We start from the raw sequence: 13,998 nt of genomic DNA, 5'->3' as shown, positions 1-13,998 counted from the left end.
ATTATGGCTTTATATTATTATCTCCATAGCATGCTTCATGCTCTGCCGCTGCAATCTGTGTACGCATTTTATCAAGTACATCTTCCTTATTGTCACCGTTAAAGCTTCTTTCGCTAAAGCCCGGTATCCTTGAATCATACCTGCATATGGCCTGAAAAGCGCAATATGCGCAGCTGTCTATTTTCTTGTTCTTGATAGGATTGACGTCAACATTTCCATCGTATATTTCTCTTCCTATCTCGCGAAGCTTCTCTCGCGCAAACCTTGTTATCACATCAAACTCTTCGGCGTTTGCCACCTTTGAGCCTGCAGCCGGTGTCTGATCCTTTTTTAAGGTGACAGGGATTACGTCAGAGCTTTTCTCAAAGTCCCTGTCCATGCCTCTGTATGCCTTTTCGTCCGAGTTGATAAGCCCGTCAGGCTTGAGCTTCTTTAATATCATCTGATTGATTTCTTCCTCAGACAGCTCAGTGCCCGGTGTCACATCCTTTAAATCAATTACAGGATCGTCGATGTGATAGTACAGCATACCGCCCGGCTCCACACTTACCTGCTTTAGCGCCTCTTTCTTTTGTTCCATGACAGCGTCCATGTACACTGCAAGCTGAAGCTGCGTGCCATAGTACAGCTTCACCAGGTCAAAAACTGTATTTCCCGACTTGTAATCCAGTACCTTCACAAAAAGCCTGTCCTCATCCGTATATGTGTCAGTCCTGTCCACGCGTCCCTTTATATCAACCGTCACATCATTTGCCATATCAAGGCTCTCGTAAAAAGAAAACTCAAACCTCTCAGGCACAAAGCTGCCTCTTCGTATCTGGGTTGTAAGTGCCCATACTGTCTGCTTAAAGACCGCCTTCATATGTGATATCGAATGTTGGCTTTCCGCTGTATCAAATATGCCAAAGCCTGCATACTCATCAATCACCTCATTTATTGCTTCCATCGCAAGCTCATCCCTTTTTGCATCTGTCACGCTAAACCAGTCAGTACTCTCCCTATCAAGCTTCTTACTGTATCTTTCCAGTGCTTCATGGTATATATTACCCATATCAAGAGATGTAAAGCCGCTCTCCTCACGCTCTGTAAGCCTCAATCCATAATTTAAAAAATGCGCATATGCACATCTGGCAAACTGCTCAAAGCGCGTGATACTGCCCTCCATGTGTCTGCCGTATATGCTTCTTGCCACATTTCGGCTAATCGGATCCTTTGAATAATGCTCAAACCTTGCATTGATGAGCCGCTCCACAGAATTTTTTTGAGTAAATGCTTTATCGTCTACTTCATTACCGTCCCCTGCATCACTGACTGATGCGTCATAGAACATCACTGCTGCTGCAATCTCGCACCATCTGTCATCCACCTCATTTGACAGCAGATAATCCAGAGCACTCTGCCTGCTTGATATATCCAAAAGCTGTTCTACATCCTCTGTCTCAGTCACGACAAGCTCCGGAAACATCCCCTTTAATATACCTATGAGGTACGATGGCTGGGCAGCCTTTTTTTCACTGTCAAGTCTCGTATAGCTGATATAAAGCTCCCTGGATGGCTTTGTCATGTTCAGATACAGATAAAACCTCTGTATAAATGCCTGCTCCCTTGCCCCAGGCGCAAGCTCTATATCCAGCTCCTTAAGTGCCTCTCTCTCATACTGTGATATGATGCCGCCTCTTCCTGCTGCCTTTGGCACAATCCCATCGTTTACGCCTGCAAAAAACATGACCTTTATGTTGGTCAGACGCGTTCTCTCAATATCTCCGATGGTCACAGTGTCGTATCCCGGCGGTATGACTGCTACATCTGCCGCATCCAGTCCTGCATCCAGTATCTGTGTAAATTCCTCTGCATCCATGCATTCATCGCCCAGCACCGCCACATATTTTTCAAAGAGCTGCATGACTATTTTGTATATCTGTCCATATTCCTTTGATGCGGTCTGGTCCCCTGCATCAAGCAGTGCCTGCTCCTTTTTTGCAAGCTTATCAGGTATATCAAGCAAAACTATCAGCTTATATATAGCGAGCACATAGTCCTTTACCGTTGACTTTTTATCGGAAAACACCTGATATACCGGCTTTAGCAGCTCCATTATATACTCCCTGCTTTGGTTTAAAAGCTCAATGTCATAGCCTGCCTTATGCTTTGGCAGCCTGACCCACTTTTTGTCCCATGCGCTTTTACCTCTTACTCCACAGGCGAGCACGTAGTTTTCAAGTACATCTATTTCACTGGCCGAAAGCTCCGTAAAGCCGCACCGCAAAAATCTGAACACCGCATCTGCCGAGAAATTTTGTGCCGCAATATCGGGTATTGACCTGATAAACTCAATAAACGGATGGAAAAGTATCTCCTGTGTGGCATCGATAAAGTAAGGAATATTGTATTTGTCAAATATTTCACGCACATAACCTGCATATATATTCACATCTCCTGTGACTATAGCAATATCTCGGTAACGCAGGTTTTCGTTCCTTACAAGCTCATTAATTCTTCTGGCTATCTTTGTCAGCTCCTGCTTCGGGTCACGCAGACAGTCTATATGAATGTGCTTTGGTGCTTTTTTAAAGGAGCTTCTTCGTTTTCTGAAAAGCTGCTGTTCCATAAAGCTTAGCTCTTCGTTTTCTGCAAGCCGGTAGTTTTTATCAAGGATAATAGGTTCCTCGACTTCTATGCCATAAAACGCTGCCATTTCGGTGAGTGATTTCACTGTCCTTTTTGGCATGTCAAACAGCTCCTGCATGCCTCTGCTCTTAAAGATATCCTCACGACAGTCTATTGTGAGCGTTACATATATTTTCTTTGAAATGACAAAGAGCTTTTTGATGAGCTGGTTCTGTATAGGTGTAAATCCGGTAAATTCATCAAATGCAATGACTGAATTTCTAAGAATTGCAGACTCCTCCGCCACATTGCTAAGCACATTAAGTATTTCCTCTGCAGTGATATATTTGTCCTGCATAAACTTCTCAAATGCTTCGTATAGCACGAGCACATCCTTAAGCTTATCTGAAAGTGTATCCGATAGCATGCCTGAGGCAATATATCTTCCGAGCTCCTCAGGTGATATATTGTACTGCACAAGCTCCGAAAGCAGTGACTTCACCTCGCTTATATAGCCGATGCGGTTTAAGTTTCTGCCTATTACGCCAAGCTTATCCGCCTCCTGTGCCGCAAGCTTTCTGAGTACAAGGTTCTTACCTGTCTCCTCAAGCACCGTGAGATTTGTGATTCCAAGCTCATCAAACACTCTGTAGGCTAAGCGCTTAAAGCTTAGCACATCTATATTCATGATAGCTTTATTCTCCGACAAATCTACAAGCTGTCTCTGCGTCTGCATTGTAAACTGCTCAGGCACTATTACAAGATAATTGTCCCTTGGGTTTGCCTTTGCCTCTTTCACTATCCTGTTAAAGAGATATTTTGTTTTTCCGTTTCCTGAATTACCTGTGATAAACTGTAATGACATAAAAAGACTCCATGATTAACTACTGTGTAAAATGTATACTGTAATTATATCATGAAGTCCCCTATTATTGAATTACTTATTGTGCTTAAATTCAGCTTAATAGCCGCTATACCTTGTGATTAGTGATGGAAAAGTCTGATTCCTGTAAAGCTCATTACCATACCGTACTTATTACATGTCTCAATAACATGGTCATCTCTCACAGATCCACCCGGCTGTGCTACATACTTCACGCCACTCTTGTGAGCACGCTCAATGTTGTCACCAAATGGGAAGAATGCATCAGATCCAAGTGCTACATCTGTATTCTTGTCAAGCCATGCTCTCTTCTCCTCTGCTGTAAATACGTCCGGCTTTACCTTGAAGAACTTCTGCCACTCGCCCTCTGCAAGCACATCCATATAATCCTCACCGATATAAAGGTCAATAGTATTGTCGCGGTCTGCACGTCTGATACCATCCACGAACTGAAGTCCAAGCACCTGTGGAGACTGACGAAGCCACCAGTTGTCTGCCTTTGAGCCTGCAAGTCTGGTACAGTGGATACGAGACTGCTGGCCTGCTCCGATACCGATTGCCTGGCCGCCCTTTACATAGCATACAGAGTTTGACTGTGTATACTTTAATGTAATCATAGAGATTGCCAGATCGATCTTAGCCTGCTCTGTGAGCTCCTTGTTCTCTGTCACAATATTTGAGAAGAAATCGTCATCAATATGAAGCTCGTTTCTGCCCTGCTCAAATGTGATGCCAAATACATCCTTTCTCTCGATAGGTGCCGGCTCATATGACGGGTCAATCTCGATAACACAGTAATTGCCGTTTTTCTTAGCCTTTAAAATCTCAAGAGCCTCGTCTGTGTAGCCCGGAGCGATAACACCGTCTGATACCTCTCTCTTGATTACAAGTGCAGTGCTCTTGTCACATACATCTGAAAGTGAAATAAAATCACCAAATGATGACATTCTGTCAGCTCCTCTTGCTCTGATGTATGCATTTGCAAGCGGTGTAAACTCAATATCCATATCATCAACCCAGTAAATCTTTTTCTCCACATCTGAAAGTGGCTGTCCTACTGCTGCACCTGCAGGTGAAACATGCTTGAAGGATGTTGCGGCCGGAAGACCTGTTGCCTTCTTAAGCTCTCTTACAAGCTGCCATCCGTTAAAGGCATCAAGGAAGTTGATATATCCGGCTCTGCCGTTAAGCACTTTTATAGGAAGCTCTCCCTCCTTCATAAATATTCTGGCTGGTTTCTGATTTGGATTACATCCGTATTTTAATTCGTATTCCTGCATTTTTCTGTTCTCCTGTTTTTATCTGCTTATCTTGTATATTTGACCGTTTATATAGTGTTTTATTTGTTTTTGTTTACGATTCTGCTCTCATACTCGCCTGTTGCGATATCAATATATCTGACAAAAAGTGATACCTTATTGTCTTCGTTTAAGTTCTCCCATACCATATCGGTAAACTCATCGATATCTCCCTCGATGTCTACCCATGTAGGCTCACCCTCAAAGCTTGGCAGTGGATTGCCATCGCCCATATATGTATGGATGAAATGTCCCTCTCCTGCAACCGGTGCTGAGTATGCAAATGTGTATCTGTTGCATGCATCAGGATTACCGTTATTGCTCTTTAAGATTGACATAGCGTAATTGAACTCGCCATTGTCAATATGCATGATTCCTGAAATTCTTGGTGTATAGTTAGGAGCGTCAGGCTCAAACTCTCTTGTCCTTAATGCCTGCTCAAATGTCTGCTGCTTGTCCATCAGCTCATAGATAGTATCTGTCTGGTCACCATTTGTGACAATTGTCTTGTTGCCAAGCACTCTTACAGGTGCGTAAATGATAAGACTTGGATCCTCAAGCTTTGAAGGGTCAAATGCCTGTGTTCTGATGCCCTCGCCATCCTCTACAAATACTCTGTTGCGACTGTTTTCGCTTCTGCCCATGATAAAGTATGCTGTTACAGCCTTCTTACCATCCTTTGTGCGGCCGATTACGATACCTCTGCCAGGGTATGTTGTGCTTGATAATTCCTTTGCTAATGATACTCTTTCCATGTCATCCTCCATGTTTTCTGATAATGTGGTCTGCATCCCCAAATTACTCGGGCCTGCCGGAATAAAAAAGACCGTCCGAACACACATAATAATATAAAGCTCTGCAGGAAACTTATATAAATGTGCGCCCAGACGGTCGGCAATCAACTGTTATACTCCATGTGGTTATCCACTTCCGTCAGTCATATAACTGTCTTTATTTAAGCATGTATTTTTGTCATTGTCAAGTACCACTTTAAAATAAGCATGTACTTATAAGTTATTCTTATAAGTACATGCTTGTAAACAATGCCATTATTTACTAATTTTTAAAGCTATGAATAGGTGCCGGGATTCTTCCTCCACGATTTACAAATGCATCACAAGAGAATCTGTTTACCGGCATAACCGGTGCACTTCCAAGGAGTCCTCCGATTTCTACCACATCACCTACATCCTTTCCGATTGCCGGAAGCAGTCTGCAGGCTGTTGTCTTCTGGTTTATCATACCGATAGCCATCTCATCTGCAATAATTCCTGAAATTGTGGTGGCCTTTGTATCGCCCGGGATTGCAATCATGTCAAGTCCCACTGAGCACACACAGGTCATAGCCTCAAGCTTTTCGAGGGTGAGTGCACCATCGTTTACGGCATCTATCATTCCCTGATCCTCTGATACCGGAATAAAGGCACCTGAGAGTCCGCCGACATATGAGGATGCCATGATACCGCCCTTTTTCACCTGATCGTTTAAGAGTGCAAGTGCTGCTGTTGTTCCCGGAGCTCCGGCTCTCTCTAAGCCTATCTCACAGAGAATATCAGCTACAGAGTCTCCGATAGCCGGTGTAGGTGCAAGTGAAAGGTCTATGATTCCAAATGGCACTCCAAGCTTCTTTGAAGCCTCCTTTGCCACAAGCTGTCCTACTCGTGTAACCTTGAAGGCTGTCTTCTTGATTGTCTCACAGAGCACCTCAAAGTTCTCGCCTCTTACCTTTTCAAGAGCAGTCTTTACTACTCCGGGTCCGCTGACACCTACATTGATGATGGCATCAGCCTCTGTCACACCATGGAAGGCTCCTGCCATAAACGGATTGTCATCAGGAGCGTTGCAGAATACTACAAACTTGGCACAGCCTGATACAGGAAGGTGTTTTGTCACCTCTGCTGTCTCCTTTATCATCTCGCCAATCAGCTTTACTGCATCCATGTTGATTCCGGTTTTTGTAGAGCCAACATTTACAGAGCTGCATACCAGGTCTGTCTCAAGCATTGCCTGAGGGATGGATTTGATTAAAAGCTCATCCGCCTTTGTCATGCCCTTTGATACAAGTGCTGAGTATCCACCGATGAAGTTGACACCTACCTCTTTGGCAGCTCTGTCAAGTGTCTTTGCTATGGTAACAAAATCCTCTGAGCTCTTGCAGGCCGCACCGCCGACAAGGGCGATAGGTGTAACTGAAATACGTTTGTTTACAATAGGGATACAGTAGTTGTTCTCTATCTCTTTTCCTGTTGATACAAGATTCTTTGCAAGTGTTGTAATCTTGTTGTAGATATTCTCATTTACCTTTGCAAGGTCTGAGTCTATACAGTCGAGCAGGCTGATACCGAGTGTGATTGTACGCACGTCAAGATTTTCCTTCTCCACCATGTCATTGGTCTCAATTACTTCACCAATATTTATCATTTTGCTGTTCTCCTTTAACTGTGTATGACATTTTTATGCTAAACTAGATTCGATGCATCATCTCAAAGATTTCTTCCTTCTGACACTTTATTGTTACACCAATTTCTTCTCCAAGTGCATCAAGCTGGTCAGAAATCTCTGCAAATGAAGCTGTAGCATTTGCCATATCCACAATCATCATCATGTTGAAATAACCTGAAACGATAGTCTGTGAGATATCAAGCACGTTTACACTGCCCTCTGACAGATATGTACATACCTTTGCGATGATTCCTACTGTGTCTTTTCCAACAACTGTGATGATTACTTTGTTCTTTGTGTTATCCATAACAACTTATTCTCCTGTTCTCTTATTCTACGGCTATGCGGTCTGATGCCCTGTCTCTCTTAGCCACATACATAGGGAAATCACTTGCCTTATATGGATTGTCTCCCATTGTGACCTCAAGCCTGACGGCTTCATACGCCAGCTTTTCGTAGTTGTTTTCTTTACTAAGGTGTCCCAGTATTACTGAGCCAAATTTATCATGAAGAAGCTCGCATAACAACTGCCCGCTTCTCTCATTCGACAAATGTCCGCTGTCACCCATGATTCTGCGCTTGAGCGGATACGGATATGCCCCTGTCTGCAGCATATTTATATCATGATTGGCTTCAAGCAGCAGCCCATCCAGGTTCTGAAGCTTTGAAACCAGTGCATCATCATACGTGCCAAGGTCTGTCACGACTGCCATCGCATGATTTTCGTTTTTAAATCTGTACGCGACAGGATCAGCCGCATCATGTGATATGTGAAGCGGCTCAAACTCTATATCACCTATCGTAAAATCGACGCCTGCCTCAATAGGATGAAACAGCTCATCATCTATATTTCCAACGGATTTGGTACATTTTATGGCCCCGATTGTGGCCTTTGTTGCATAAATCGGCATATGATAGCGTCTTGCCATGACACCAAGCCCTGCGATATGGTCTATATGCTCATGTGTCACGAGAATCCCATGCATATCTGTGGCAGTCATATCAAATTCATTCAGTCCGTTTTCTATTTTCTTACCGCTGATGCCCGCGTCTATGAGCACATGACAATCATCCGTACCCACGCATATACAGTTTCCACTGCTGCCGCTGGCAATGCTGCATAATTCTAACATGTTAATTCTCTTTCCAGTATAATTCTATTTTGTCTCCCTCATGAAGCTCCTCGGAAAACCGGGCATCTCTGCCATTTATTACAGTGGCTATTGCCCTTCCCTTTCCTGCCTGTAAATCAAATGAGATATGGGTAAATATATCGACAAATATATATGTATCCTTGCCGGACAGCTCTACAGGCTCACCGTTTACAATTACTGTAACTGTATTTTTTGATGAGTCTTCTTCGTGTATTTCTTCCTGTATATCATTTTTTGGCAATTCATTTTCCGGCAATTCGTTTTCCGGCACAGCAGATGCTTCAGCTTCTTTAGCAAAATCATCATGCAGCTCATCGAGCACCTGATTCATCATCTGCTCTGAGGTTCTGGCCACTGTGTTGTCTGACTCTGTGCTGTTTGCATCCTGCTCAGCTAATACCGAAGCCTCATCTGTATCAGACTCTTGTGTGTCATTATAAGTGTTATTGTCGATTCTTGCAACACCATATTCATCTGTTTTCCACTCAACAGAGAAATTTTCGTATACAAGAGTGTCGAGACCTGCCTCTTCATTGTTTACAAATATCATCTGGTCTGTGTCAATAACGAGGTCCATAAACTGCGCAATCTGGCGCACTGTATAGTAATTTCTTGTCTCAATCACATCATTTTCCCTGATGCTGTAATCCTCCGGCTCAAGCTCTCCGTTTACCTGGACAAACCTAGGACATGAAACCCTTCTGCCGTTTATGATAAAAGTAATGACAGAATGATTGTACTCATCAAGCTGCGATATCTTATACACTGCTGCCTCTCCTGCTGTGGACGGCTCGATGATTATCTCACTGTTTGGCTCAAGCGGTGTATTGATGCTTGCAGGCTTTCCATTCATGGTCACCACTGCGCCCTCTCCGGCCTCGCCTCTTACAAGCCTTGCCACACCGTTTACCGTAAAGTTTATCGGGGTGCCACGCTTTGGAAACAGCTCATCGTTTGGAAATCCCGCCTGAAGCGCCGCATCGACTATTGTAAGCCTGTTATTGTCATAGAGCTTTATTCTCTCACCGTTGAATCTGACCATGATAAAATTATTTCTCTGGTCATAATAATTCAGACATATACCAATTGGAGTGACAAGAAGCGGATCCTTCTTAATATCCTCCTGCTCAAAGGTCACATCGCCAAGCACTTCCTCACCTCTTAGAGCGACTCTTTCCTCCGGCAGGTCAAGGTCTTCCGCAAGCTTTTCCGTGAAGCCGTGTATCTTGCCTCCGCCTCCGACTACAAAGCAGGCACTCACTGTTTTGTCACCGTTTAGCTCTCTGATTTTAGCCGATACCTCTTGCGCAATATTATCAACAACAGGTGCTGCCACATCCCAGACATCCTGTGCAGGAATTGTGTGCTCGATGCTCATGATATCCTTGTATGTAACCGTATCACTTGTCGTAGACTGAAGCTTGATGCTCTCCGCCATATTGAAATCCACGAGGAAATGCTGCACAATAACTTCTGTCAGCTCATCTCCTGCATGCGGTATCATGCCATAGGCTATGATACTTCCGTCTCTTGTGATTGAGATATCACTCGTTCCGGCTCCCACATCGACAAGTGCGATATTAAGCATACGATAGTTCTCCGGAATTGCCACATTGATAGCGGCGATAGGCTCCAATGTCATATTGGCTACACTAAGCCCGGCCTGTCCCACTGCCGCATACAGTCCGTCTACCACATCCTCCGGCAGAAATGTAACTATGATATCCTCGCCTATTTTGTTTGCCTTATGACCCTCAAGGCTGATAAACACCTCATCATTCAAAAAGAATTTGACTGTAGAATATCCCACACAGTAAAACTTATAGCTTGTGTCGTTAACCTCCTTGAGTGCCTCCTGTGCTTTTTCTATGCCAAGCAGGTCAAGCGTATGGACATCCTCGCCGGTCACCACAGACTCCTGCGCATACTCATACTCCACATGCGTCGTGACAGTCTTTAATACTCGTCCTGCGGCTGCTATACACACCTCTTCAAGTGGCTGTCCTGTCTGTTTTTCAAGCTCGTCCTTTACTTCCTTAATGGTTTTTGCCACCCTGCCTATATCATGTATCTGACCGTCAAGCATCGCTCTGGTCTCATGCTCTCTGACATACTGTGCTGTAACCACAAATTCCTTGTCATCAGTCTGATAGCCGACAGTTCCTACAACATTTCTTGTACCAATATCCAAACCGAATACATTATTCATTTCCACTACTCCTTGTATTTGCTAAGCGCTTTATTTATTGAAGCTATCGTGTTTTCGATATCTCCATCATTATCGATAACCTCCTTGCAGTGCCTTCTGTACTCAGCTTCTTTAAGCTGGCTTGCAAAGATACTATCTATCTTCTCATCTGAATATCCGCGTGATGACTTAAGTCTTTTTCTTCTGACTTCTTCACTTGCATAAATATACCACAGCTCGTCGCAGATTTCACCATATCCCTCCTCTATAAGGAGTGCTGCTTCAAGCACAAGCATAAAAAGACCTTCTTTTTTTGCCTCTTTAACTGCATTAAGCACATATTCCTTTACTGCCGGATGCACTACTTCGTTTAAAAGCTCTCTTTTTTTATCATTCGAAAAAATCACTCCGGCAAGTGCCGGTCTGTCAAAATGCCCGTCCTCAAGCCATATCGGTTCCTCTGCAAACAATTCCTTTAATCTGTTGTAGCAGTCGCTTCCCGGCTCCATCAGCTCATGTGCTATCTCATCGGAGAGCATGACCCTTACGCCATCAAGTTCCCTAAGATAGCTAAGCACTGCCGATTTTCCGGCACCTACACCACCTGTTATTCCTATAAAAATCATACTGTTTCCTTTTCTGTCATCAATGCGCATCATACCAGTCATAGCCACACTCGGTGCCCACCTCCATGGATACCTTCATGTCCACCGCACCACGCATCTCTTTCTCCAGAAGCTTAATCACTTTATCCTTCTCAGCTTCCTTTGTCTCAATTAAAAGCTCATCATGCACCTGAAGGATAAGTCTTGACTTTAAGCCCTCGTCAAGAAGCCTGTCATGCACACGTATCATGGCAATCTTTATGATATCGGCTGCTGTACCCTGAATAGGTGAGTTCATCGCAACTCTCTCTCCAAACTGTCTTTGCATGAAATTGCTCGAGTTCAGCTCGGGAATCGGTCTGATACGCCCAAACATGGTCTTTGTATAGCCATTTTTCTTGGCATCCAAAACCGTCTGATCCAAAAACTCCTTAATCTTTGGATATTTGACAAAATAGCTGTCTATATAGCCCTGTGCCTCTTTCCTTGAAATCCCCAGATCGTTAGACAGACCAAACGCGCTGATACCATATACGATACCAAAATTTACCGCCTTGGCATTTCGTCTTTGAAGGTCTGTGACCTCATCAAACGGTGTGTCAAACACAAGGGATGCTGTACTTCTGTGGATATCCTGACCATTCTTAAAGGCCTCTATCATCCTTTCATCCCCGGAAAGCGCCGCAAGCACCCGAAGCTCGATCTGCGAATAGTCTGAATCAACAAACAAATCTCCCTCCTCAGGCAGAAATACCTTTCTGATAAGCTTGCCCAGCTCAATCCTTATCGGGATATTCTGCAGATTAGGCTCTGTGCTTGAAAGACGGCCTGTCGCAGTGATTGTCTGATTTAAGGTAGTATGGATTTTGCCATCGGATGCAATATATCCCGAAAGTCCGTCAGCATATGTGCTCTTTAGCTTTGTGAGCTGTCTGTATTCCAATATATCCGCGACAATCGGATACTCCGGTGCCAGCTTTTCAAGCACATCTGCCGCAGTAGAATAACCGGTCTTTGTCTTCTTTTCATTTGGCAGTCCAAGCTTTTCAAAGAGAATGACTCCAAGTTGCTTTGGCGAATTTATATTAAACTCTTCACCTGCTGCCTCATATATTTTCTTTTCAAGCTCAGTTATCGAAACAGCAAGCTTGTCTCCATACTCCTTAAGCTTTATTCCATCAGCCCTTATCCCCTCATTTTCCATATCATACAGTACGAAAACGAGTGGCAGCTCTATATCTCTGTAAAGAGTGAGCATATTCATTTCTTTTAGCTTCTGCAAAAGAACCGGTTTTGATTTCCAGGCAGTATACACCTCGTAGCAGGCACAGTCCACTGCCTTTTTCTCATCCTCCTTCATCATCTGAGTAAAATCAAGCTTTCCCAGATAATCCTTTTTAGATGAGAGCATAAGCCCCAGATAGTCCTTTGCAACCGCATCATAGGGATACTCCCCGACAAGCGGATTGATAAGGTATGCAGCCACCATCATGTCAAAATATCTGCCTCTGTCATCTGCCTTTATCTCTTTGCTCTTAAATCTGTGCAGATTGGTCTTTAAATCCGGTGATATCCATGACTTTACTTCCAGGGTATTTAATTTTTCATCCAGGAAGCTGCTTGAAATCTCATCACCTGTACAGATAAAATAAATGTCCTCCTCTGAAAAACAAATCGAAACAGCAAGATAATCGTTAGAAACCGGCTCCGAAAACAGACTTAGCTGTCCATCACTTTCGCTGTTTTCCAAAGACTCTCCTGGTACTACCGCAAAAGCAACCTCCCTGTCCTTTGCCTTCTCAAACACACTCTCTGCAGTCTTCAAGTCCCTTACTACCACAAAATGCTCCTCGGCATTGTTTTTAGGAGCCTCCACGTTAAACCGCGACAGCATGTTTTTGAATTCGTATCTTTTGCACAGTAAAAAGGCTTCCTCCGTGTAGAGTGACTCTACTCCGCCACTAAGCTTTGCATCAGAAAATTCATAGTCAACCGGCGCATCAAGTATGATTGTCGCAAGCTCCTTGCTCATAAGCGCCTGCTCCCAATACTCCACTATATTCTTTGAAGCCCTTGGCGGCTTTACATTCTCAGCGTCCTCATGTACTGCCTCTATACAGTGATATTTTGCTATAAGTGCACCTGCTGTCTTTTCGCCGATACCGGGTACCCCGGGAATATTATCAGACGTATCCCCCTGCAGAGCCTTTACATCGATAAACTCCTTTGGAGTGACGCCGTACTTTTCGATAACATCTGCTGTATTGTAATTTTCTATCTCGGTTCCTGTTTTCTTTGTCTTTGGAATCCTTACCATGACATGGTCAGTCGCAAGCTGCAAAAGGTCTCTGTCTCCGGAAATGATGGCGACATCCATACCGGCCTTTTCTGCCCTGACAGATAAGGTTCCAAGTATATCGTCGGCCTCATAGCCCTCCTTTTCCACGATTTTAATGCCCATAGCGGTAAGCATTTCCTTTATCATAGGCACCTGCTGCCTGAGCTCCTCGTCCATAGGCTTTCTCGTGCCCTTGTACGCATCAAACATCCTGTGGCGAAACGTCGGCGCATGCACATCAAATGCCACCGTCAGATAGTCAGGCTTTTCCTCGTCAAGAATCTTGAACATGATATTCAAAAATCCATAGACTGCATTTGTGTGAAGCCCCTCTGAATTGGTCAGATCAGGAAGTCCGTGATATGCCCTGTTTAAAATACTGTGTCCGTCTATAAGTACAAGCTTTTCACTCATTTTATACTTTCCTTATTACTTAATATTGTTGTAATCGCTGCCGGTCACACTGCAGTGCAGGCAGTAACG

At 43.9% G+C, this 13,998-nt stretch carries 9 protein-coding genes and 1 riboswitch; all 9 genes read right to left on the bottom strand.

Annotated features, from left to right (window positions below; translation table 11 throughout):
• Position 1: 1 nt before the first annotated feature.
• The 9 genes from addB to polA all read right to left on the bottom strand — a co-directional run bounded on the left by addB (position 2) and on the right by polA (position 13,929).
• Positions 2 to 3,472 carry a helicase-exonuclease AddAB subunit AddB gene (addB, locus tag EUBREC_RS07015; RefSeq protein WP_012742411.1) on the bottom strand — a complete coding sequence of 1,157 codons (3,471 nt, stop codon included), beginning with the start codon at positions 3,470 to 3,472 and terminating at the stop codon, positions 2 to 4.
• A gap of 119 nt (positions 3,473 to 3,591) precedes the next feature.
• On the bottom strand, positions 3,592 to 4,770 hold the full coding sequence (locus EUBREC_RS07010; protein WP_012742410.1) for a phosphoribosylaminoimidazolecarboxamide formyltransferase: 1,179 nt from the start codon (positions 4,768 to 4,770) through the stop codon (positions 3,592 to 3,594).
• A gap of 59 nt (positions 4,771 to 4,829) precedes the next feature.
• On the bottom strand, positions 4,830 to 5,543 hold the full coding sequence (locus EUBREC_RS07005; RefSeq protein ID WP_041254557.1) for an IMP cyclohydrolase: 714 nt from the start codon (positions 5,541 to 5,543) through the stop codon (positions 4,830 to 4,832).
• A 119-nt stretch (positions 5,544 to 5,662) separates the two neighbouring features.
• A riboswitch (ZMP/ZTP riboswitch) is annotated at positions 5,663 to 5,739 on the bottom strand.
• Positions 5,740 to 5,844: 105 nt separating this feature from the next.
• Entirely contained in the window at positions 5,845 to 7,209 is a 1,365-nt protein-coding gene (locus EUBREC_RS07000; protein ID WP_012742408.1) for a PFL family protein, read from the bottom strand.
• Positions 7,210 to 7,252: 43 nt separating this feature from the next.
• On the bottom strand, positions 7,253 to 7,537 hold the full coding sequence (locus EUBREC_RS06995) for an ACT domain-containing protein (protein ID WP_012742407.1): 285 nt from the start codon (positions 7,535 to 7,537) through the stop codon (positions 7,253 to 7,255).
• Between the two features lie 22 nt (positions 7,538 to 7,559).
• Positions 7,560 to 8,363 carry an MBL fold metallo-hydrolase gene (locus EUBREC_RS06990; RefSeq protein ID WP_015516784.1) on the bottom strand — a complete coding sequence of 268 codons (804 nt, stop codon included), beginning with the start codon at positions 8,361 to 8,363 and terminating at the stop codon, positions 7,560 to 7,562.
• A 1-nt stretch (position 8,364) separates the two neighbouring features.
• Positions 8,365 to 10,593, bottom strand: coding sequence for a pilus assembly protein PilM (gene pilM / locus EUBREC_RS06985; protein ID WP_041254008.1), 2,229 nt, complete (start codon positions 10,591 to 10,593; stop codon positions 8,365 to 8,367).
• Between the two features lie 5 nt (positions 10,594 to 10,598).
• On the bottom strand, positions 10,599 to 11,240 hold the full coding sequence (coaE, locus tag EUBREC_RS06980; protein ID WP_012742404.1) for a dephospho-CoA kinase: 642 nt from the start codon (positions 11,238 to 11,240) through the stop codon (positions 10,599 to 10,601).
• A complete protein-coding gene (gene polA / locus EUBREC_RS06975; RefSeq protein WP_012742403.1) occupies positions 11,218 to 13,929 on the bottom strand; it encodes a DNA polymerase I in 2,712 nt (903 codons plus the stop codon). Before polA ends, coaE begins: the two co-directional genes overlap by 23 nt.
• Positions 13,930 to 13,998: the final 69 nt, after the last annotated feature.

The organism is Agathobacter rectalis ATCC 33656 (assembly GCF_000020605.1).
In the GTDB taxonomy this organism is placed as follows: Bacteria; Bacillota; Clostridia; order Lachnospirales; family Lachnospiraceae; genus Roseburia; species Roseburia rectalis.
Note: the sequence above shows the minus strand (reverse complement) of the source record. Positions and strands in the feature narration are given on the sequence as shown.